The 20732-nt window shown below is 57.6% G+C and carries 20 protein-coding genes; 4 read left to right on the top strand and 16 right to left on the bottom strand.

The window, feature by feature from the left end; translation table 11 throughout:
* Window positions 1–3 precede the first annotated feature (3 nt).
* The 7 genes from tssH to tssB form a co-directional block, all read right to left on the bottom strand.
* On the bottom strand, window positions 4–2631 hold the full coding sequence (gene tssH, locus APU02_RS12375) for a type VI secretion system ATPase TssH (RefSeq protein ID WP_060570154.1): 2628 nt from the start codon (window positions 2629–2631) through the stop codon (window positions 4–6).
* Between the two features lie 165 nt (window positions 2632–2796).
* Window positions 2797–3288: a type VI secretion system effector Hcp gene (gene hcp, locus APU02_RS12370; protein WP_029883904.1), complete on the bottom strand. Its 492-nt coding sequence runs from the start codon at window positions 3286–3288 to the stop codon at window positions 2797–2799.
* Between the two features lie 33 nt (window positions 3289–3321).
* Window positions 3322–5013 carry an OmpA family protein gene (locus APU02_RS12365; RefSeq protein ID WP_060570153.1) on the bottom strand — a complete coding sequence of 564 codons (1692 nt, stop codon included), beginning with the start codon at window positions 5011–5013 and terminating at the stop codon, window positions 3322–3324.
* A 3-nt stretch (window positions 5014–5016) separates the two neighbouring features.
* A complete protein-coding gene (gene tssL, locus APU02_RS12360; protein WP_060570152.1) occupies window positions 5017–5670 on the bottom strand; it encodes a type VI secretion system protein TssL, short form in 654 nt (217 codons plus the stop codon).
* The gene (gene tssK, locus APU02_RS12355) at window positions 5667–7007 is read right to left on the bottom strand and encodes a type VI secretion system baseplate subunit TssK (protein WP_060570151.1); all 1341 of its coding nucleotides are present in this window, start codon (window positions 7005–7007) and stop codon (window positions 5667–5669) included. Before tssK ends, tssL begins: the two co-directional genes overlap by 4 nt.
* 13 nt (window positions 7008–7020) lie before the next feature.
* Window positions 7021–8556, bottom strand: coding sequence for a type VI secretion system contractile sheath large subunit (tssC, locus tag APU02_RS12350; protein WP_042290941.1), 1536 nt, complete (start codon window positions 8554–8556; stop codon window positions 7021–7023).
* Between the two features lie 39 nt (window positions 8557–8595).
* Window positions 8596–9087, bottom strand: a complete 492-nt coding sequence (tssB, locus tag APU02_RS12345) for a type VI secretion system contractile sheath small subunit (RefSeq protein ID WP_060570150.1) — start codon at window positions 9085–9087, stop codon at window positions 8596–8598.
* A 913-nt stretch (window positions 9088–10000) separates the two neighbouring features.
* Here tssB and APU02_RS12340 point away from each other — a divergent pair.
* The 4 genes from APU02_RS12340 to narP all read left to right on the top strand — a co-directional run bounded on the left by APU02_RS12340 (window position 10001) and on the right by narP (window position 13665).
* Window positions 10001–10363 carry a GtrA family protein gene (locus APU02_RS12340; RefSeq protein WP_060570149.1) on the top strand — a complete coding sequence of 121 codons (363 nt, stop codon included), beginning with the start codon at window positions 10001–10003 and terminating at the stop codon, window positions 10361–10363.
* Complete coding sequence (locus tag APU02_RS12335; RefSeq protein ID WP_042290502.1) at window positions 10360–11307, top strand: glycosyltransferase family 2 protein; 948 nt, start codon at window positions 10360–10362, stop codon at window positions 11305–11307. The genes APU02_RS12340 and APU02_RS12335 overlap by 4 nt, the downstream gene beginning before the upstream one ends.
* Complete coding sequence (locus APU02_RS12330) at window positions 11307–12851, top strand: DUF6056 family protein (RefSeq protein WP_060570148.1); 1545 nt, start codon at window positions 11307–11309, stop codon at window positions 12849–12851. Before APU02_RS12335 ends, APU02_RS12330 begins: the two co-directional genes overlap by 1 nt.
* A 166-nt stretch (window positions 12852–13017) precedes the next feature.
* Entirely contained in the window at window positions 13018–13665 is a 648-nt protein-coding gene (gene narP, locus APU02_RS12325) for a nitrate/nitrite response regulator protein NarP (protein WP_060570147.1), read from the top strand.
* A gap of 108 nt (window positions 13666–13773) precedes the next feature.
* Here narP and APU02_RS12320 read toward each other — a convergent pair whose 3' ends face one another.
* The 9 genes from APU02_RS12320 to napC form a co-directional block, all read right to left on the bottom strand.
* A complete protein-coding gene (locus APU02_RS12320; protein ID WP_060570146.1) occupies window positions 13774–14826 on the bottom strand; it encodes a cytochrome c-type biogenesis protein CcmH in 1053 nt (350 codons plus the stop codon).
* Window positions 14823–15380 (bottom strand): thiol:disulfide interchange protein DsbE, encoded by a 558-nt coding sequence (dsbE, locus tag APU02_RS12315; RefSeq protein WP_060570145.1) that lies wholly within the window; start codon window positions 15378–15380, stop codon window positions 14823–14825. Before dsbE ends, APU02_RS12320 begins: the two co-directional genes overlap by 4 nt.
* Window positions 15377–17320, bottom strand: coding sequence for a heme lyase CcmF/NrfE family subunit (locus APU02_RS12310; protein WP_042290515.1), 1944 nt, complete (start codon window positions 17318–17320; stop codon window positions 15377–15379). Before APU02_RS12310 ends, dsbE begins: the two co-directional genes overlap by 4 nt.
* Window positions 17317–17796: a cytochrome c maturation protein CcmE gene (ccmE, locus tag APU02_RS12305; RefSeq protein WP_042290518.1), complete on the bottom strand. Its 480-nt coding sequence runs from the start codon at window positions 17794–17796 to the stop codon at window positions 17317–17319. Before ccmE ends, APU02_RS12310 begins: the two co-directional genes overlap by 4 nt.
* Window positions 17793–18005 carry a heme exporter protein CcmD gene (ccmD, locus tag APU02_RS12300; RefSeq protein ID WP_042290520.1) on the bottom strand — a complete coding sequence of 71 codons (213 nt, stop codon included), beginning with the start codon at window positions 18003–18005 and terminating at the stop codon, window positions 17793–17795. Before ccmD ends, ccmE begins: the two co-directional genes overlap by 4 nt.
* Window positions 18002–18739: a heme ABC transporter permease gene (locus APU02_RS12295; RefSeq protein WP_042290523.1), complete on the bottom strand. Its 738-nt coding sequence runs from the start codon at window positions 18737–18739 to the stop codon at window positions 18002–18004. The genes ccmD and APU02_RS12295 overlap by 4 nt, the downstream gene beginning before the upstream one ends.
* A gap of 85 nt (window positions 18740–18824) precedes the next feature.
* Window positions 18825–19484 carry a heme exporter protein CcmB gene (ccmB, locus tag APU02_RS12290; protein ID WP_042290527.1) on the bottom strand — a complete coding sequence of 220 codons (660 nt, stop codon included), beginning with the start codon at window positions 19482–19484 and terminating at the stop codon, window positions 18825–18827.
* Window positions 19481–20101 (bottom strand): cytochrome c biogenesis heme-transporting ATPase CcmA, encoded by a 621-nt coding sequence (ccmA, locus tag APU02_RS12285; RefSeq protein WP_060570144.1) that lies wholly within the window; start codon window positions 20099–20101, stop codon window positions 19481–19483. Before ccmA ends, ccmB begins: the two co-directional genes overlap by 4 nt.
* 23 nt (window positions 20102–20124) lie before the next feature.
* Window positions 20125–20727: a cytochrome c-type protein NapC gene (napC, locus tag APU02_RS12280; RefSeq protein ID WP_042290532.1), complete on the bottom strand. Its 603-nt coding sequence runs from the start codon at window positions 20725–20727 to the stop codon at window positions 20125–20127.
* Window positions 20728–20732 lie beyond the last annotated feature (5 nt).

The raw sequence follows: 20732 nt of genomic DNA, 5'->3' as shown, positions 1-20732 counted from the left end.
CTGTTAGGCAAACTCCATCACAATACCCTGGTCCTCGCTCCATCCCAGAGTCAGGGAAGATGGTTTTTGCTTTGCAGCCATATGCGTAAGCAACTGCTGACTCAGAACCGGCAGGATCTGCTGGTTCAGCAGGCTGTCCACATTGCGCGCCCCGGTATCCGGCAGCAGGCAGGCGGCCGTCAGCGCGTCGTACAGGGATTCATCGATGGTGGTTTTCATTCCGTAGTGACGGTTGAGACGTTTACTCACCTGATTCAGCTTCATTTCCACAATCGTGCGCATCGCCGTCTGTGTGAGCGGGCGATAAATCACCGTCTGGAAGCGCGCCAGCAACGCGGGCTGGAAGTGGTCGCGCAGCAGCGGGCGCAGCAGTTCATGCAGGTCAGACTCTGTGGCGTCCGGCTGTTCCTCCAGCATCTGCATGATGGGGTCGCTGCCGAGATTTGAGGTCATCAGAATCACGGTATTGCGGAAATCAATTTCACGCCCTTCCCCGTCCCGCATAAAGCCACGGTCAAACACCTGGTAGAACAGGTTCATCACGTCCCGGTGCGCCTTCTCCACTTCGTCGAGCAGCACCACGCTGTACGGGCGCTTTCTGACGGCTTCAGTGAGGATGCCGCCCTGGCCGTAGCCGACGTAGCCCGGCGGGGAGCCTTTGAGCTGGGAAACGGTGTGCGGCTCCTGGTACTCGGAGAGGTTGATGGTGATAAGCGATTTTTCCCCGCCGAACAGCGCGTCCGCCAGTGTGAGCGCGGTTTCGGTCTTGCCGGTGCCGCTCGGCCCCACCAGTAAAAACACGCCCTGCGGGCCGTTCTCCGGCGTCAGGCCGGTTTTGGAGGCCCGTAGGCGCTGTGCAATGGCGTTCAGCGCCGCGTCCTGACCAACAACGCGTTTTGACAGGTTGTGCTCAAGACTCAGTAATTCCGTCTGCTCATCCTTCATTAATGAGGAGAGCGGCACACCGGTCCAGTCGGCAATTACCGTGGCGACGGTGCGAGTGTCCACGTCCAGCCCCAGCAGCGGGTTAGTCCGCTGCACGGCGGTAAGCTGGTTTTGCAAATCAGCAATTTCCGCCTGGCGGGAGATATCGCTGCGGCAGGCCAGCAGTTCTTCCGTCAGTTTCAGCTCCTGGCCGTACTGGGTTTCCAGCGCGTCGAGTTCCAGGATGATGCGGATTTCGTCCTGTTCAATAACGGCCAGACGTTCGCCGTGCGTCTGACTGCCGACCGCGATATCTTCCAGCAGCGCCTGCTTTTCCATTTCAAGGGCCGTCATCTGCGCCTTCAGCCGGGTCAGCGGCTCCGGCACGGTGTCGAGGCTCATACGGACACGGGCGGAGGCGGTATCCAGCAGGTCCACGGCTTTATCCGGCAACTGGCGGCCGGTGAGATAGCGTCGTGAAAGCGTGACGGCGGCTTTCACCGCTTCATCGGTAATGTGCACCCCGTGGTGCTGTGCGTAGCGGGATTTGAGTCCGCGCAGCATCAGGCAGGCGGTGTCGTCGTCCGGCTCATCCACTTTGACCATCTGGAAGCGGCGCTCCAGCGCGGCGTCGCGCTCGAAGTACTGTTTGTACTCGCTCCAGGTGGTGGCGGCGATGGTTCTGAGTTCGCCACGCGCCAGCGCCGGTTTCAGCAGGTTTGCCGCATCCGCGCCGCCCGCCTGATTGCCCGCGCCGATAATGGTATGCGCCTCATCGATAAACAGCAGCACCGGCAGTGGCGACTGCTGCACCGCGTCGATGATGTTTTTCAGCCGCTGCTCGAATTCGCCCTTAACGCCCGCGCCCGCCTGCAGCAGGCCAAGGTCAAGAGTGCGAACAGAGACCGATTTCAGCGCGTCCGGGACGTTGCCTTCGGCGATTCGCAGCGCCAGTCCCTCGACCAGCGCGGTTTTGCCGACACCCGGCTCACCCACCAGTATCGGGTTGTTCTTGCGGCGTCTTGAAAGAATATCCACCATCTGGCGGATTTCGTTGTCGCGGCCAAACACCGGGTCGATGTTACCCTCCCGGGCACGGGCAGTGACGTCAAGGGTGAATTTGTCCAGCGCGTTCTGTAACGCCGGGTTCAGTTCGCCTTCTTTAACCTCCGCATTCACCGGACGGCCGACGAACGCCACCTCCCCGCCGTGCGTCAGTTCCTCGTCCTGCTGCACCTCCGGGCGCTCGTCCGACTGCGCATCAAGCAGCGGACGCAGACGCTCAAGCTGGCTCTGCGCCAGCGTTAACAGCGGCCACAGGCCGTCGCAGCGCACCAGCGTTGGTTTCTCCACCATAGCCATCAGCAGGTGAATACTGCGGATATGCACTTCCCCCGCCAGTGAGGCGCGCAGCCAGGCGTCCTGCATCAGGGTCTGAATGCTGTCCGATAACTGCGGGCGGCTGCGCACCGAGCGGGGCAGCGTGTCGAGAAATGCCAGTAAATCCTGCCAGATGGCGTCCATATCCCATTCGTAGCGCCGCGCCAGCACCGTCAGGTCGCCCTCGCCCTGCTCCAGCAGTTTCAGCAGCCAGTGCTCGGGCAGAATTTCCGCATGGGCCCGGGTCTGGCACAGGGAGGCGGCGCCTTCCATCGCGCGGGCGCAGTAAGGATTCAGACGGCGTAACAGGATGGCGGGATTTTCCATTTTTCTCTCTCTTGTTGGCTTCCGGGCACGCTACCGCCCGTCGCTTTTCCTGTGGTTCAGGAACCCAAAGCGCATCAGGTCAGGCAGGCAGATTGTTTTTTTGCTCAACGCCCGTTCTCAGGCGCTCAGCAAAAACGGCGGACAGCATAACTGCCCGCACAGGATTTACGCGGTGGTACGTTCGTTCCAGGAGTCGGAATGAATGATGTTGCCGTCCTTGTAGGTCCAGGTGATTTTTTCGTAGCGCAGCTCAATCTGCTCAAGGTGGTTATGCTTCTCGAAAGCCGGGTCCTTGATGTCGTGCATCTTCGGATTGACCTTCACCAGCTTCACGTTTTCAAGCTTCGTGTTGAAGTACTCCACTTCCTGGCCGGCGTCGTTGATTTTGTACCACTTAAATTCAGCAGACTTCAGGGTCTGGCCGGTGGTCACCGCCTTGTACAGGTACGGGCTGGAAGAGTCGATTTCCTTGGTGAACAGGAACGGCGTGTGGATACGCGTGCCGGTCAGCTTGCCGGTGTTGTTGTCGGTCGGGATGTACAGGTTATGCTCCTGCGCAACAACTTCGATGCTACCCTCGCGGTCCTTCACGTCCACGGAACCTTTAATGTCCGCGCCGCCATCGTCTTTCAGCCACAGATAAACCGGAATTGCCATGTTAATTACTCCATTTCATTTATTGACGCACCATCATCCTGCGATGGCGCGGGGGGGGGTGCCCGGCGCCTGACAGGCGTTCGCCTGCGGCACCAGACTGATTTCGACACGACGGTTCAGCGCCCGGCCTTCCGCCGTGTCGTTGGTGGCGACAGGACGGCTTTCGCCGTAGCCCTGCACCGCAAAACAGCTCTCCGGCACGTCGCCGGTGTCGCGCATCCAGTCGCGCACTGATTCCGCACGCTTAAGCGACAGCGCCTGGTTGGATTTGTCATCCCCCGTGCTGTCGGTATGGCCCGCCACCACAATCAGCCAGCCGGGCTTCGCCTTAATCCCCACCAGCGAGTTCACCAGCAGCTTTGTCGAGCCGGGCTTCAGCGCCCATTTGCCGGTGTCGAACAGCGACATGCTGTCGAGGCGCACCGTCTGCGGCCCCTGCACGATTTTCTTTATTACCGGAGGAGGCGGAGGCGGCGGCGTCCAGCTATTAATGGCCGCTTCCACGGGCGGTATCAGCCGCATCCCCTGGTACAACCCGAGACCGTAGCGCAGCGGTTCGCCGCGTCGCTGCCAGTCATCAAGCCTTCGGCTGTCGGCACGCAGACGCTGCTGCGCCTGCTGCTTCGGCGCCGGCGGCGTGCCACTGAGACGGTGATAGACCGCAAGGTGGTCGCCGACGCTGCGGACCAGGCGCTGGTTATTGATAAAGGACGCCAGCATCGCCAGCGCAAGGAACAGAAAACAGACGCCGCCCGCCAGGCGGATATCCTGCATCCGGCGGCTGATGCCCTGGCGGCGCGGCAAGTGCGCAAGCAGAACATCCGGAAGGGGTGGCATCTCCGGCGCTTGCGGGCTCGCCGGAGAAAGCGTGGTAACAGCAGCGACCTGCTGCTGCCAGAGATTATCCGCCACGCCCATAACCGGCGCCAGGCAGATGCCGCAGGCGCAGAGTTTCAGGGCGGCCAGTTCTCCCTGCCGGGTATTCAACGGCCCGGTAATCTGCCGCTCCGTCAGAGCCAGTACGCTGTCCAGCCAGAGCGCATGACAGAGGCGCGAGGCGTTGCTTCCGGCCTCCCGCTGCCAGTCATCAACCGGCAGCGCGACATGACGGCTCTGGCAGACCCGGATACCCGGCAGGTCAGGCGTGACAGTAAACCAGCGGACCTCTTCCTGGCGTTCACTGTCCGGCGGCGTTACCCACACCGCGCACCAGACCGGAGGCAGGCCGTTTAGCCAGGTCCGGCACTGCGCAATACTCCAGCGCCAACCGCGCAGAGACTGAGCCAGCACCTCCGCAGAATGATGCTGTTCCGGCATTACCGCCAGTAGTACAGAAACCTGCGGCACCAGCGCCGGTCGGGCGTTTGCCAGCAGTTGCGCCTGTAACGGCAACTGCTCAGCATTCTCCGCCCGCAGATACCATCCCGAACCCGTTTCACGATATGCCGCCCCCGCAGGAAACAGGGATTCGGTGTCGCCACAGACCAGCACCACCGCGCCCTGAAACCCTTCCGGCGGCAGACAGCTTTCGTCAGGCTGTTCACTGACTTTCCTGCCGCACTGAAACCGTCGCCATTGCCTCCACAGCACCGCACCGCAAATCAGTGAAATGCACAGGCAGAGCGCAAACCGGCTTCCACCGGAAAGCGGCCAGTACCCCAGCACCAGCCACAGCGCCAGCACAGCGGCAAGCGCGGTCAGCATCACACGGGGAAATTCACGCATTCCTTATCCCCGTCCTGCTATCTGCGATACCATCTGCGCCAGTACAGAGGAGAAGGTGAACCACAGCGCCGCCAGCACCACAACACCTGCCGCCCAGCCCAGCCAGTACATCCGGCGTCCGTTGCGCAGACCGGGTGCCCTGACCACCACAGGCGAATCCTGCGTCAGAGTAAACGGTGGCACCCGCTCGCTGAGCGCACGCACCACATCCTCGCGCCGTTCATCATCCTGCGCGCGATACTGGCCGACAAAACCCAGTTGCAGGGTCCGGTAAAGACAGGTCAGTACCGCCACATCCGGCGCGGGTTCGCGCAGAATGGTACGAATACGTTCCCACAACTCCTCACCGGCATTCAGTGTGCTGAAAAAACGCGCCTGGAGCGGGTCCTTGCGCCATTTGCGCCAGCCGTCATCCTGTTTATCACGGTTAAGTACGCTCTCATCCAGCAGCGCACAGTACGCATATAACATCCGCTCACAGCTCGTTTCACTGTACCCCGCCTGCGTCAGCGATTCGCGGGCGTCACTCACCCAGCGGCAGGCGCGGCGGTAGAGGGCATCCCCCTCCCTGATTTCCTGGCCGCTGCGTAACTGGCTGACCATCAGCCAGCCCGGATAGAAAATTTTATTTATCAGGTCAGTATCAGACGTGTTCATGAGCGCAGCACCGCAAACAGTTCAAGTTTCACTTCGCCCAGCGACTGCGGCGTATAGAAGGTACAGTTGCCGGCCTCCAGCATCGCACGGGCGGCATCAGTGGACAGATCCAGCGCAAAATACTGGTTTTCCAGACGCAGCGGGATAGCCGCAGGGACATGGCTCAGCGGTTTAATCACCATCCCGCTCAGGGCAATGTTCACCACTTCAGAGACATCATCATGACTGCCGGCTTTACACAGCTGCGGGAAGCGGGTCTGCAGTTCATGATTTGGCATGGAGGAACGCACGGAGAGATAGAAATCCGCCCCTTCCCGCAGGCGCGCATCGTGCAGCCTGCCACGCCAGATCTCCCGGTCCTCGCCCTGCTCCAGGGCAATGGCGATCACCCGCGACGGCAGGCTGGCCTCCAGAAGCTGGTCCAGCAGGCTAAACAGCGGCGGAAAAACCTGTTCCGGCATGTCATGCCGGTAAGCGGGAATATCGTCGACGTCGTGATCAAGGGAAAACGTCAGCAGGCTGCCGGCAAGCCTTGCCAGCTCACGGTACAGCAGCTCGGGATGACGTGACGGTGTCTGGTGCAGTTCCGCCAGCACGGGTCCGGCGCTGCTCAGGGCATTGAGCAGCCAGAACAGCGATACGTCCGCCACCGCAAAGTCGGCCATCCGCTCATTGCTTTCGCGTCGCATCGCCATCAGGCGCTTACGCCGCGCCGACAGGCGGTGCAGAAGCTCCCTGAGTTCGCCGGTCAGTACTGGACTGGCGTCCAGCGACAGCAGCGGCGGGATAAAACCGGCATCGCGAACCCACTGTCCCTGTGCGTTACGGATAAGCCTCGCCACCGGGCAGGTCAGGTACGCGCTGTTCTCCTGAGTGGACAGGCGCAGCGTCAGCGAATGACGCAGTACAGCCAGATCGCTGCGCTCATGGCCGGCAAGCTCCTGCACCGTCACCCGTTCAGACAGCCAGCGGCGGGGCCGGGCACTGTCGCGCCCGTCATCCAGGTTACCGCCGTTCGCGCTGAGCAAGGGCAGGCACAGCAGCACCTCCACACTCTCCTGCCTCACGGAGGAGACATCGCAGACCGGCGGCAGGTTATCCGCCAGATCCGTGTCTATCAGCGTCCCGTCCGCAAAGCGCACCGCCAGACGGGTGGCATTAAGCCGGGAAAGTGTGAGCGCGCTGTCGTCAAACTCAGCACTCAGCACCCCCCAGGGATGCGCCAGCGCCATTCGTGCGACAGTATCTGCAACATGCGCATCCCAGCGGGCCTGCTGCTGGAACTGTTGCGGGGCCAGAAACGCCCCGTCACTCCATAACGGACGATAAATTTTCATCCCTGCTCCCGCCTTACGCTTTCGCTTTCGGCATCTGCGAAACCAGAGACAGGTTCACGTCCATGCCTTCCACCTGGAAGTGCGGCACCGCATACAGCCTCACGCGGAAGAAGCCCGGGTTGTCCTCGATATCTTCCACCACCACCTTCGCATCGCGCAGCGGATGAGATGCCTGCAGCTCGTCGCCCGGATCGGTCATTTCAGTGACCAGGCCGCGAACCCAGGTGTTGAGTTCCAGCTCCAGCAGACGGCGGTCTTTCGTCGTACCGATGTTTTCACGCTGAATCAGCTTCAGGTAGTGGGCAATGCGCGACAGCAGGAAGATATACGGCAGGCGCGCGTTGATGCGGCTGTTGGCCGTCGCATCGGCGGTGTCATACAGCGCCGGTTTCTGCGCCGAGTTCGCCGAGAAGAAGCAGGCGTAGTCGCGGTTTTTGTAGTACGACAGCGGGATAAAGCCGAGATTCGCGAACTCAAACTCGCGGGTTTCCGGGATCATCACTTCCGACGGGATTTTCACCTGGTTGCCGGTGCCGAGGTCATACAGATGAATGGGCAGATCTTTCACCGCCCCGCCCGCCTGCGGACCGCGAATTTGCACGCACCAGCCGTTGTTAATGAAGCTTTTCACCATGTTGGAGGCGAAGGCAAATGACGCGCTGGTCCACAGGTATTTCTCGTGATCCGGACCTTTAACCTGCTCCACGTAGTTGAAACTGCGTACCGGCACAGTGTCCGGGCCGTATGGCAGGCGGCCCAGCACACGCGGCATCACCAGCCCGATATAGCGCGAGTCGTCGGTGTCGCGGAACGATTTCCACTTGATGTACTCGGCGCGGTCGAAGTAGTTGCCGATATCCTTAATGGCCGCCACCTCCTCCATCGTCTCTTTCAGGAAGAATGTCGGGCCGACGGCGCCGATAAACGGCATATGCGCGGCGGCGGAGACTTTCGAGATATTACGCAACAGCGCCACGTCCTGCGGGCTGGCGTCAAATTCGTAAGCAGAAATGACCGAGCCAATCGGCTCACCGCCCGGGGTGTCGTATTCGGCGGTGTAAGTGTGCCAGTAGAGGCCGCTCTGAATAAGCTCCGGCGCGTCCTCAAAGTCCTGGCGCAGGTCGTCTTTGGAGACGTCCAGGATTTCGGTTTTCACGTTCTGGCGGTAGTCGGTGTTGTCCACCAGTTGCTTCAGACCGCGCCACAGGGATTCCACTTTCTGGAATTCCTGATGGTGCATCACCGCGTCCAGCTGGCGGCTGATTTGGTAATCCAGCTCCGCGATATGGTGGTCGATTAAGGTCTTGTCGAGTTTCTCCACCTGCTGACCGGATTTGCGGATACAGTCCATAAACACCTGCATCGCCGCCGTCAGGCGCTCGCCCGCCGGCGCGTCAGAGAGCGCGGCATCATCCATAAACGCGTTAATGTCGCCCAGGCTGGAGGCCGGGGTCAGGTTGATTTTTTCAAACAGGGAGGCGTAAACGCCTTCTTTTTCCAGTACGGTGGTCTGCCCCTGGGCAGAGGCGGTTTCAGTATTTACAGACATCAGCATATTCCCGGTTAATCCATTAAAAGACGCACGCCGTTATTTCGGGGCCAGTGCACTCATTTCGTCGCGTAATTCCTGAGACAGCGCCGGGTCTTTGAGAATTTTCTCGAGTTCTTTTCTGAAAGTGGCGTTATCAAGAAGATTGGACTTGAGGTCGCGTAATAAATTACGCATTGCCAGCATGGCGCGAAGCTGGGGGATTTGACGGGCAACCTGTTCCGGTTCGAAATCTTTAATATCGGAAAAGCTCAGCTTCACATTATCTTCAAAGCCATCTCCCGCCAGCGTATTCTCGATGGTGAGGTTTACTTCCGGGTTAAATTCTGAAAGTACGCTGTTGAAGTTATTTTTATTGACGTTGATTTTTTCTCTTTCAGATAATGGGCGGGTTTCTTTGCCATTACTGAAATCACCGACGGTGAGCAGTTTCAGCGGCAGTTCGACTTTCTTCTGCGCGCCACCTGTATGCAGCGCCAGCCTGAGATTTATACGTGCCTTCGGCACTTCATTCTGGAATGAATCAGCCATAGTAGTCCCTTTCCTTAAGGAATGATTGTTAATGAAACGGCATTTCTTTACAAAAGCATGTTAGTACAAAACACCATGTCAGATCAATTAATCAGATCTTAAGTCCATATTTAGACTATACTTAAGAATTTTCCTCCAAATAAAAACAACAGAGATCGCTACTCAATCACCTTCATTACAAAATTTTGACCGATAATTCACATGAAAGACAGGGGAAATCCCTGCCCACCAGCTAAATAGCAGAGATATGCTTGAATTTTTGTTATTTATTGACTTAGATCATTATTTACAGGGAGTCAGGATTTGCTTTTTCATAACAATATGAGTTTCAGCAAAAAAAAAGCAGCAGTGCTGCTTCGCAAATGAGAGACGACGGGAGGGATTATCTAAGATAATTCCTTATGCATAACTTTAATAATTCGAATAGCAAGCATTTATAAAACGAATAACCGAACAGAAAATAAGGCAAACCCACCTGTATTCGCCCCGACATCAGGTCAAAAATCTTTTTTTCAATTCACCTGTTGTGAAATGAACTATAAATGCGCTGTCCACACTGTCTTTTTCTGAAAATCATGCCCGGCCTGCGACAGGCAATGAAAATTCCTGGAGAATGCGCTTGGCCTTCCGCAATAAAAAGATCTGCTCCGCGACAAACACAACGCGTGGAACCAACAGGCGGGATATAACTTTACGCTATCGGCAGAATTCCCGCAGGACTTCAGGGCGGGTCCCGCGCCATCATGTTTTCGACAAACCGCAGGCAGGATGCAGGACAAAACCCGCAGATGTACGCCAGGGGAGATTAATGCGGTTTGTCAGCACACTTTTGCCGGTCAAAGGCATTTCAGACTCGGGCAGCGGTAGAAAATAATGTTACACTTCCGCCTTTGCATAACCGACTTCTTTGATAATGTGGCATTACTTTATTAAGTACACCTCCGTAGGCGTGATCAACACCTTGATCCACTGGCTGGTTTTCGCGGTCTGCGTTTACGCCTTTCATATCCACCAGGCGCTGGCCAATTTTCTTGGCTTCAGCCTCGCGGTGAGCTTCTCCTTTTATGCCAACGCCAGGTTTACCTTCCGGCAAACCACTACGGCACGGCGCTATTTCCTTTACGTCGGTTTTATGGGGTTGCTGAGTTTCCTGACCGGCTGGGCGGCCGAACGGTGCGGCCTGCCCCCTCTCGTTACGCTGGTCGCTTTCTCAGCAATTAGCCTCATCTGCGGGTTTATCTATTCCAGACTGATTGTGTTTAAGGACGTTCAATGAAAATCTCGCTGGTCGTTCCGGTTTTCAACGAAGAAGAGACCATCGGCATCTTTTACAAAACGGTGCGCGAATATGACGCGCTAAAAGCGTATGACGTCGAAATTGTCTTTATCAACGATGGCAGTACCGATGCAACGGAGTCGATCGTTACTGCGCTGGCGGTTGCCGATCCGCTGGTTGTCGCGTTGTCGTTAACGAGAAATTTCGGTAAGGAACCCGCCCTGTTCGCCGGACTTGATAACGCGACGGGCGATGCGGTGATCCCTATTGATGTCGATCTTCAGGATCCGGTAGAAGTGATACCGCACCTCATCCGTAAGTGGCAGGACGGTGCGGACATTGTGCTGGCAAAACGTTCAGACCGCTCGGTGGACGGTCGACTGAAGCGCAAAACCGCCGCATGGTTTTATGCGCTGCACAATAAAATCAGCACGCCGCACATCGAAGAAAACGTTGGCGATTTCCGGCTGATGAGTCGGGAAGTGGTGGAAAACATCAAGCAGATGCCGGAACGTAACCTGTTTATGAAAGGCATTTTATCCTGGGTAGGCGGCAAAACGGAGGTGGTGCTTTACGCCCGGGCGAATCGCTGTGCCGGAAAAAGCAAATTCAACGGCTGGAAGCTCTGGAACCTCGCGCTGGAGGGAATCACCTCATTCTCGACGTTCCCCCTGCGTATCTGGACCTATATTGGCCTCGCCGTTGCGCTTATCTCATTCACCTACGGCGCGGGAATGCTTATTGACACTCTCCTGTGGGGGAATCCGGTTCGCGGCTATGCCTCGCTGATTGTATCGATCCTGTTTTTAGGCGGCGTCCAGTTGATTGGCATTGGTGTACTGGGGGAATACATAGGGCGGATTTACATTGAGACCAAGCAACGTCCTCGTTACTTGCTCAAAAAACGACACACTGTGGAACAGAATTCAGGAAAGGATAGCTGATGGTTAAGTATGTGAATAAAAGCATCATTCTTGTCGCTTTTTTTGCCGTTTTCATCCTTGAATGGTATACCCCAATTCATTCTGATGATTATCGCTACGCCTTAATTGGCCTCTCATTTGATGCCCATCTGCATCACTATTTAACCTGGAGCGGACGCCTGGTCGCTGACTACACCAGCGCGCTTTTGCTGGCCTCGGAATCACGTATTTTTATCTCGATGATGACAGGACTCGCCGTGGTCGCATTCTGCTATTTGATTGTCAAAACGCCCGACGGCACGCTGAAGTGGAAGAAATATGACGCGGTAACCTTCACCCTTATTTTTCTGACGTTCTGGGTCGCCAATCCTAATATAGGACAGACCGTATTCTGGGTTGTCGGCAGCGCCAATTATCTGTGGACCAATCTGTTTGTCGCCGCCTGGCTGTGGAACCTGTACCGCATCCAGATGCGGCGGGAAAAAAACACGCGTGTCGTCATGCTACTGCTGGGGGTGCTGGCAGGCTGCTCTAACGAGAGCGTTGCGCCGTTTGTGGTTGGCCTGGCGCTGCTGGCCATCATTTACGATCTCTGGCAGGACAAGCGTCTGTACGGCAACAAAGTCGCCTATTTTTTATCTGCCCTGGCGGGCGCGGCTATTCTGATCTTTTCTCCGGGTAATTTTATTCGCGCACAGGGGGCGCATAAAGTCTGGTATGAGAAATCGATTATTGAGCGCCTCGTCATTCACCTGAGCGATCGTTTCTTCAGCCATTTAGCGCTGGTTTGGATCGCCTACGTCGTGCTGGTTCTGCTGGCGGCGATTCTGTATTTCGCCAGACGCAACGGCCCGCGCGTTAAAAGCGGCAATCTCGCCATGGTTGTGTTGATGCTGCTGGTCGGGCTGGGCACCTCTTTTATTATGGTGGCCTCCCCGTCTTATCCGGACCGGGTAATGATGTCGACATTCCTGTTTTTCCTGTTAGCGCTCTCTTTTCTGCTTAAAGAGTTGGTTATTTACACCAGTAAAGGCGTCAGGATTGGCGTTTACGCCATCACGGGACTCATGGCAGGCGTATTCGTCTGGTCGTTCTCGCTGATGTATGCGGCTTATACCCGCGTTTACCAGCAGGATCAGGTACGGGTGAATATCATCCACACACAGTTGAGCCGCCACCAGCGTGACTTTACTGTCCCGGACTTTCATTTCCTCAAAATGCAAAACAGCGGCGGCCATTTCGGTTTCTTCCACGATCCGCAAATCTATGGCCGCTATTTCGGCGCCGGAAGTGTCGAAAAGAAAAAAGTTCATTTCGATTACTCCGTACTGGCATCCGGCAAAATGATGTCGTTACCTGAAGGGGTGGTGGCGCACTACAATCGCGATGGCGACGTGATGCTGGTCAGCTCTCGTCCCGTAACCGGCACGCTGCATATCTCGGTGAACGCAAAAGAGAGAGACCTGCCGTTAAGCGGCTTTGCGTCTGCGCAGATCAATAACGAATATTGGTACTATACCGCCATTCCTGCAGGCGACGTCACGACTCTCTCGCTGCACCCCTGAGCTTTCGCCTCCCGCATCTGTGGGAGGCAGACCTTATTTCCCCACGGTTTTACTACTTACCCATGCGTAAATTGGGGTAAAATTACCCTGCTTTTCGACGCGATGAATCTGGACGATTTATGCGCTAATAACAATAATGATGCTAAGAAAATCTCGGGAGATAACTATGCCTGAAGCAACGCCTTTTCAGGTGCTGGTTGTAGACGACCACCCCCTTATGCGGCGCGGTATTCGTCAATTACTGGAACTGGACCCCGCATTTGACGTGGTTGCCGAAGCGGGCGATGGCGCAACGGCGATTGATCTGGCGAACCGTCTCGACCTGGATTTGATCCTGCTCGATCTGAATATGAAAGGTCTGAGCGGTCTGGATACCCTTAACGCCCTGCGTCGGGACGGCGTAACGGCGCAAATTATTATTCTCACCGTGTCGGATTCCGCCAGCGATGTGTATGCGCTGATCGATGCAGGCGCAGACGGCTATCTGCTGAAGGACAGCGATCCGGAAGTCTTACTGGAAGCCATTCGCAAGGGCGCTAACGGCGGTAAGGTCTTCAGTGAACGGGTAAGCGAATACCTGCGCGAACGGGAACTGTTCGGCGAGCAGGACGATCCCTTTAGCGTACTGACCGAGCGGGAACTGGACGTTCTGCACGAACTGGCGCAGGGGCTGTCGAATAAACAGATCGCCTCGGCGCTGAACATTTCCGAACAAACGGTAAAAGTGCATATCCGCAATCTGCTGCGTAAGCTCAACGTGCGTTCGCGCGTTGCGGCCACTATCCTTTTCCTGCAAACGCGCGGGATGCAATAAAGTCACACAGCTATCTGCTACCGGATAACAACGCAACGCGTCTTATCCGGACCACCGCTCACAGTCATTCAGGCCCGATAAGCGTAACGCCATCGGGCAGCCGTAAGGTTACTCCTTCGGCGGCGAAAGCTGCTGTAACGCCTGCGCAATACTGCGTTCGATAACCGCGCGGCGGGTATCGTTGGCGGGCAACAGTTTCAGCATCATTTCCCAGGCCGCCACCGCTTCGCCAAAGCGCTGCTGCTCGAAGGCGTTAAAGGCATACATGCTCAGTAGCCGAACATTGGCATGGTCGCTGCGCACCAGTTGTCGAAGCAGTTCCCCGCCGCGCAGATTATCGTCAGGATCGGAAGAACGAGTCAGCGCCTCGGCGTAGCCAAGCGCGGCATCGCTGTTCTTCGGATCCAGCCGATACGCGTTGGCATAGGCCTCGGTAGCGGTGCTGGCGTTGCCTAACACCATGCCAATCCGCCCCAGCATGATCCAACCTTCCACATTTGCCGCATCATCCTGCAGGCGGGTTCTCAGGCCCAGCGCCAGGCGGGTCATCTCCTCTTCATTCAGAGGCTGGGCGTTCGGATCCAGCGCACGTTCCAGCAGTGCCGGCGTTTGCGCCGTCGCCTGCTGCCAGATTTGTACCTGACGAAAGTTTCCGGTCTGAGAATAGCTAACGCCGCCAACCGCCAGGGCAATCACTATGCCCGGCAGATACGCGCCAAACCCGGCGCGCTTACCCGCCAGTGCAGGCTGCTCGTCAGTAAAAGCGTCCTGTTTCACCCTTACCCGGCGACGCGAGCGCGCGTAAATTATCCAGCCTCCGGCGCCGATCGCCGCGACAGGAAGCACCCACAGCAGGATGGTCAACGGCGTCAGCGGCGGATCGTAAGTCACAAAATTGCCGTAGCGCGCCACCATGTAGTCGACGATCTCTTTCTGGCTTTTTCCTTCCTGCATCAGCTCATATACCTTCTGGCGCAGATCGGTCGCGATCATCGAGTTGGAATCGGCAATGCTGTTATTCTGGCATTTTGGACAGCGAAGCTGCTCGGTGAGCTGGCGAAACTGTTGTTCCTGCGCCTCGTCCTTAAACTGCATGACATCAATAGTGGCCATCGTGTTCGCTGAAAGCAGCAGCATCAGCGCGCCTAACAGAGTCCTCATTGCGCGGCCTCCTTGCTGTACTTCTCCCACAGCGGCTTGATCTCACTTTCCCATACCCGGGCGTTCAAATCACCGGCGTGGCGATAGCGAATAATGCCGTTACCGTCGATGAGGAAGGTTTCCGGCGCGCCATACACGCCCAGATCCAGTCCCAGCATCCCGTCGCCGTCAAACAGGCTCAGGGCATAAGGATTTCCTAATTCTTTCAGCCAGGCGATCGCTTTCTGTCGGTCGTCTTTATAGTTCATACCCACCACGCGAATACCCTGCGCTGACAGCTGATTCAGATACTGATGCTCGGCGCGACAAGTCGGACACCATGTTGCCCAGACGTTAAGCAGCACCGGTTTGCCCTGGGTCAGGACATCCGCTTCATAGTGCTTGCCGGGGTTCTCCAGCGACTCAAGGCGGAACGTGGGCACCGGTTTACCCACCAGCGCCGACTCAAGGTTGGTTGGCGTATCCCCTTCGGCGTTACGCGCCAGCTGCCACAGCAACGCCGCCGCAATCAGCAGAAAAATTATCAATGGGATCAAAAGTACGTTGCGCTTCATACTGCCTCCGGCGCCGTGTTTTGCGGTTGCTTGCGCTTGCGGTAGCGCGGATCGAACAGGCAGAACAGCCCGCCCAGCGCCATCAGCAGCCCGCCCGCCCAAATCCAGCGGATAAACGGTTTGTAATACAGGCGTACCGCCCATGCGCCGTTTTCCAGCTCTTCACCCAGCGCTGCGTAAAGATCGCGGGTGATCCCGCCGTCAATTGCCGCTTCCGTCATCATCGAACGGGTGCTGTTGTAAAAACGTTTTTCCGCATGCAGCGTCGCTTCCGCCTTCCCGTTCCGCGTAACGCCGATAATCGCTACGCCGCCCCGGTAGTTTGGTCCGGTGATCTCTTTCACTTCGCGGAAGGTAAAGCGATATTCATGAATATCAACGCTATCGCCCGCCTTCATGCGTACATCGCGCTCAACGCTGTAGTTCTGGCTAAACGCGATACCCACGATAGTCACCGCCAGGCCAACGTGCCCTAATACCATCCCCCAGTAGCCCGGCGTCATTTTAGTGCCGCGGGTAACGCGCTGCGCCACCTCGGCGATCGCCAGCACGAACACCCAGCAGGCCATCACCAGCCCGACCACCGTCATCGCGACGATGTTATCCTCAAACAGCCACGGCAGCAGGAAAGAGAGCGCCAACGTACTGACAAGGGCGACGACCAACAGGCGTTGCAGCTTACGCGGGCGATCCCGCCCCCAGCGCACCAGCGGTCCAATGCCCAGCAGCAGCGCAAACGGCGCCATCAGCCAGGTAAACATGGTATTAAAGAATGGCTCGCCGATGGAAATACTGCCCAGCCCCAGCTGCTTGTGCACCAGCGGCAGCAGCGTCCCTAACAGCACCACTAACATCGCGGCAATCAGCAGCACGTTGTTACCGAGCAGCAGCGACTCACGCGACCAGAGCGCATTGTTCACCCGTGAACGAACCTTGTGCCCCCGGGTAGCAAACAGCAGCAGCGATCCGCCAATCACCAGCACCATAAAGGCGAGGATAAACATACCGCGTGACGGATCGGAGGCAAAGGCGTGTACCGATACCAGCACCCCGGAGCGCACAAGGAAGGTGCCGAGCAAACAGAGCGAAAAGGCGCTGATGGAAAGCAGCAGCGTCCACGCTTTAAAGCTGGCGCGCTGTTCAGTCACCGCCAGCGAGTGCATCAGCGCCGTTCCCACCAGCCACGGCATAAACGACGCATTTTCTACCGGGTCCCAGAACCACCAGCCGCCCCAGCCAAGTTCGTAGTAAGCCCAGGCCGAACCGAGCACAATGCCGAGCGTCAGGAACACCCACGCCGCGAGCGTCCACGGGCGCGAGAAGCGGGCGAAAGTGCTGTCCAGACGGCCACTCAGCAACGCGGCAATGGCAAAAGCAAAGGCCACCGAGAAGCCGACGTAGCCCATATACAACAGCGGCGGATGGAAAATAAGCCCCGGATCCTGCAGCAGCGGGTTCAGGTCGCGCCCTTCAATGGGGAAATCGGGCAGCGTGCGGGCAAACGGGTTGGAGGTGAAGAGTATAAACAACAGGAAGCCAACGCTGACCATCCCCATTACCGCCAGTACGCGGGCGACGATATCCAGCGGCATCCGTTGCGAAAACAGCGCCACGGCGAAGGTCCAGCCGCTCATCAGCAGCACCCACAGCAGCAGAGAGCCTTCGTGGGCGCCCCAGGTTGCGGCAACCCGGTACCACACCGGCAGTTGGGTATTCGAGTTGCTGGCAACGTAAATCACGGTGAAATCATTGACCACGAAAGCGTTGACCAGCACCAAAAATGCGCCCATTACCAGAATAAACAGCAGCCAGGCAAAGGGTCTCGCCGAGGCCATCATCCGCGCGTCGCCACGCGCCACGCCCCATAACGGATATATGGAAAGCAGGAGCGCGACACCCAGCGCCAGGCAGAGCAGCGCATTGCCGATTTCAGGCATCATGACGACGCATCCTTATACACGCTTTCCGGGCGGCGGTGGTTTTCCTGCATCGCTTTCTCCACTTCCGGCGGCGTGTAGTTTTCGTCATGTTTCGCCAGCACCTCTTTCGCCTGGATATGGTTTTTCTCGCCGAGTTCCCCCTGCACCACGACGCCCTGCCCTTCACGGAACAGATCCGGGAGTATGCCTTCGTAGCTCACATCCACCACGCCTTCAGCGTCATAAATACTGAAATTAACCTTCAGGGTGTCCGGATCGCGCTTCACGCTGCCGGGCATCACCATGCCGCCGACGCGCAGGCGCTGGCCAACTTCCGGCATCTCCTGGGTTTCTCGCTTGCCATAAAGGATCTCGCCGGGGGTATAAAACAGATCGATATTGGAACGCAGCGCATACAGCACCAGCGTAATGGTCAGCGCCAGCCCTGCCAGCACACCGCAGGCTATCCATAAGCGGTTTCGACGTCGAATATTCACGCGGCCTCCTGCTGAGTCTGGGCGGCGCGCATCCGCGCTTCGCGCGCCCGCTGTTGGGCAACCTCGCGCAAAATGGCCCGCTGCCGGGTAGCGGTATGCGCAACCAATACTGCCAGCGGAATCACGCTCATCGCCACGGCCAGCCAGACATAAAAGGCGTAGCCGCCCATGGCGAAAAATTCACTCCAGGATGCAAATGCAGTGGTCATTGGCGGCCCCTTTTTAAAATCAGTTCGCTCACCCACGGGCGGCGTTTTTCCATCATCAGAATCAGGTTACGCATGCGCATCAGCGTCAGCGTGATAAACAGCAGCAGATAGCCGACAATTGCCAGGCGCAGCGGCGTACGCATCGCCGGGTCAATGCTTTGCTGCATCCGGGTCGAGCCCTGGTGTAAGGTATTCCACCACTCCACGGAGTAATGGATGATGGGCAGGTTAACGACGCCGATCAGCACCAGGATCCCCGCCGCGCGCCCGGCCATCTTGCGATCGTCAAAAGCGTGCCAGAGCGCAATGGCGCCAACATAGAGAAACAGCAGCACCAGTTCAGAGGTCAGCCGCGCGTCCCACACCCACCAGGTGCCCCACATGGGTTTGCCCCACGCGGAGCCAGTCACCAAGGCGATAAAGGTGAACACCGCGCCAATCGGCGCCATCGCGGCCAGCGCCAGGTTTGCCATTTTCAACTGCCAGACCAGACCGATAAACGCCGCTACCGCCATGGCGGCGTATATCCCCATCGACCAGATCGCCGCCGGAACGTGCAGATAAATAATGCGGTAGCTCTGCCCCTGTTGATAATCCGCAGGGGCAAAGCCGAATCCCCAAATCCAGCCGGTCGCCAGGACGATGACGCTGGCGACGGCCAGCCACGGGACGAACCAGCCGCAGATCTGATACAGCCGTGGGGGCATAGCCAGTTGATGAAGTGTTTTCCACATATAAGTCACCAGACCTCTCTAAACCAATGAAATTCCGTGGCGCCGGGGGCGGCTTCGCCTTCTCCGGCCTACAGCCTGTACCGGTCTACTGCACGCTGATACGTAACGCCGCCGCTGTCGCAAACGGACTCAACGTCGCGCTTCCCGCCAGTAGCGCGCCTAAAATCGCCATGTAACCGTCGACCGGTAAATGCATTGACGCCGCGTCCATAGCGGCGGTCGCAAAAATCAGTAGGGGAATGGTCAAGGGCAGCACCAGCACGCTCAGCAACACGCCGCCGCGCTTCAGTCCGACCGTGAGCCCCACCCCCGGCGCACCGAGAAAGCTCAGCGTCGGCGTTCCCAGCAAGAGCGTCAGCGCCATAATTTTCCAGCCGTAAATGTCCATGCCCAGCAGCAGCGCCACTAACGGAGAAAGGATCAACAGCGGTAAGCCCGTCACCACCCAGTGGGCCAGCACTTTCGCCAGCACCACCACTGGCAGGGGGATCGGCAGCAACATCAGTTGTTCAAGGCTGCCGTCCTGCAGATCGTCGCGAAACAGTCGCTCCAGCGCCAGCAGTGAGGCCAGCAGTGCGGCGACCCAGATAATGCCAGGGGCAATACGCGCCAGCAGCTGTGGCTCGGGGCCGATGCTCAGGGGAAACAGCGTAATAACGATCAGGAAGAACCACAGCGGGTTGGCGATTTCCGCGCTATGGCGAAACGCGACGCGCAGCTCTTGCCGGAAAATACGCCACATCATAACGCTTCCCTCACGGCGTTAAGCGCGATGCGACGAATGCGATCTGCGGCGACGTTCAGCGGCTGGTGAGTGGTGAGGAGAACCATCCCCCCATGGTCGGTATGTTGCGCCATGCGCTGCGTCAGGCGTTCAACGCCGTTCACATCGATCGCGGTAAAAGGTTCGTCGAGGATCCACAGCCGGGCGTGGGTCAACCACAAGCGCGCTAACGCCACCCGGCGCTGCTGACCGGCAGAAAGTTGATTAACGGGAAGATCTTCGTATCCGGCAAGACCAGCCTGCGCCAATGCCGCCAGGCACTGCGCGGTGTCGCCGTCCTGATGGAAAAAGCGCAGGTTCTCCAACGCCGTCAGCCGGGTTTTTATGCCCGGCTGATGTCCAATCCACAACAAATTTTGATGGTAGCTGTCCCGCACACGATGCAGCGGTTGCCCTTGCCAGCACACCTCCCCGGCGTCGGGGCGAGCAAGCCCCGTCAGCAACCGCAGCAGGGTTGTTTTCCCCGCGCCGTTGCGCCCGGTGATTTGTATCCACTCACCCGCGTTGACCCGGAACGACAAATCGCTGAATAAGATCCGCTCATCCCGTTCGCAGAGCAACTTTCTGGCTTCAAGCATACTACCCACTCATTACCATCCCGTCAGAAGCCCGGCTTAACGTCGCGCATATCGGGAAGCTTATGGGCAATCCCTTTATGGCAGTCAATACAGGTTTGGCCGTCTTTCACCGCCTGGTCGTGCATTTTCGCCGCGACGCCTTTTTGGGCAGTTAAGTCCATGAATTCGAAGTTGTGACAATTGCGACACTCCTGCGAATTATTGTCTTTCATTCTTCGCCATTCGTTTTGCGCCATAGTGAGGCGATGATCTTCGAATTTCTGCGGCGTATCGATCAGGCCGAGCGCTTTGGCATACAGCTCTTTGCTGGCCTTGATCTTGCGGATCATCTTCGGTCCCCATTCGTGCGGCACATGGCAGTCCGGACAGGTTGCGCGCACACCGCTGCGGTTGTTGTAGTGCACGGTTTCCATGTATTCCTGGTACACTGTGTTACGCATTTCGTGGCAGCTGATGCAGAACGCTTCGGTGTTGGCTTTTTCCATCCCGGTGTTGAATCCACCCCAGAAAATAATGCCGCCAACGAACCCGATTAACAGCAGCGTGCCCAGCGCCAGGCGACTGGGGCGACGCCACCATTGCCAGAGGCGCTTAATCCGGCCAGGTTTACGGTTAGCATTTTCCATAACGA

Source organism: Citrobacter sp. 50677481 (assembly GCF_001463265.1).
GTDB lineage: Bacteria > Pseudomonadota > Gammaproteobacteria > Enterobacterales > Enterobacteriaceae > Citrobacter_A > Citrobacter_A sedlakii.
Note: the sequence above shows the minus strand (reverse complement) of the source record. Positions and strands in the feature narration are given on the sequence as shown.

Excerpts from the sequence above, each read along its gene's own strand:
- tssH (WP_060570154.1), bottom strand. The coding sequence starts at position 2,631 with ATGGAAAATCCCGCCATCCTGTTACGCCGTCTGAATCCTTACTGCGCC.
- hcp (WP_029883904.1), bottom strand. The coding sequence starts at position 3,288 with ATGGCAATTCCGGTTTATCTGTGGCTGAAAGACGATGGCGGCGCGGAC.
- APU02_RS12365 (WP_060570153.1), bottom strand. The coding sequence starts at position 5,013 with ATGCGTGAATTTCCCCGTGTGATGCTGACCGCGCTTGCCGCTGTGCTG.
- tssL (WP_060570152.1), bottom strand. The coding sequence starts at position 5,670 with ATGAACACGTCTGATACTGACCTGATAAATAAAATTTTCTATCCGGGC.
- tssK (WP_060570151.1), bottom strand. The coding sequence starts at position 7,007 with ATGAAAATTTATCGTCCGTTATGGAGTGACGGGGCGTTTCTGGCCCCG.
- tssC (WP_042290941.1), bottom strand. The coding sequence starts at position 8,556 with ATGTCTGTAAATACTGAAACCGCCTCTGCCCAGGGGCAGACCACCGTA.
- tssB (WP_060570150.1), bottom strand. The coding sequence starts at position 9,087 with ATGGCTGATTCATTCCAGAATGAAGTGCCGAAGGCACGTATAAATCTC.
- APU02_RS12340 (WP_060570149.1), top strand. The coding sequence starts at position 10,001 with ATGTGGCATTACTTTATTAAGTACACCTCCGTAGGCGTGATCAACACC.
- APU02_RS12335 (WP_042290502.1), top strand. The coding sequence starts at position 10,360 with ATGAAAATCTCGCTGGTCGTTCCGGTTTTCAACGAAGAAGAGACCATC.
- APU02_RS12330 (WP_060570148.1), top strand. The coding sequence starts at position 11,307 with ATGGTTAAGTATGTGAATAAAAGCATCATTCTTGTCGCTTTTTTTGCC.
- narP (WP_060570147.1), top strand. The coding sequence starts at position 13,018 with ATGCCTGAAGCAACGCCTTTTCAGGTGCTGGTTGTAGACGACCACCCC.
- APU02_RS12320 (WP_060570146.1), bottom strand. The coding sequence starts at position 14,826 with ATGAGGACTCTGTTAGGCGCGCTGATGCTGCTGCTTTCAGCGAACACG.
- dsbE (WP_060570145.1), bottom strand. The coding sequence starts at position 15,380 with ATGAAGCGCAACGTACTTTTGATCCCATTGATAATTTTTCTGCTGATT.
- APU02_RS12310 (WP_042290515.1), bottom strand. The coding sequence starts at position 17,320 with ATGATGCCTGAAATCGGCAATGCGCTGCTCTGCCTGGCGCTGGGTGTC.
- ccmD (WP_042290520.1), bottom strand. The coding sequence starts at position 18,005 with ATGACCACTGCATTTGCATCCTGGAGTGAATTTTTCGCCATGGGCGGC.
- APU02_RS12295 (WP_042290523.1), bottom strand. The coding sequence starts at position 18,739 with ATGTGGAAAACACTTCATCAACTGGCTATGCCCCCACGGCTGTATCAG.
- ccmB (WP_042290527.1), bottom strand. The coding sequence starts at position 19,484 with ATGATGTGGCGTATTTTCCGGCAAGAGCTGCGCGTCGCGTTTCGCCAT.
- ccmA (WP_060570144.1), bottom strand. The coding sequence starts at position 20,101 with ATGCTTGAAGCCAGAAAGTTGCTCTGCGAACGGGATGAGCGGATCTTA.
- napC (WP_042290532.1), bottom strand. The coding sequence starts at position 20,727 with ATGGAAAATGCTAACCGTAAACCTGGCCGGATTAAGCGCCTCTGGCAA.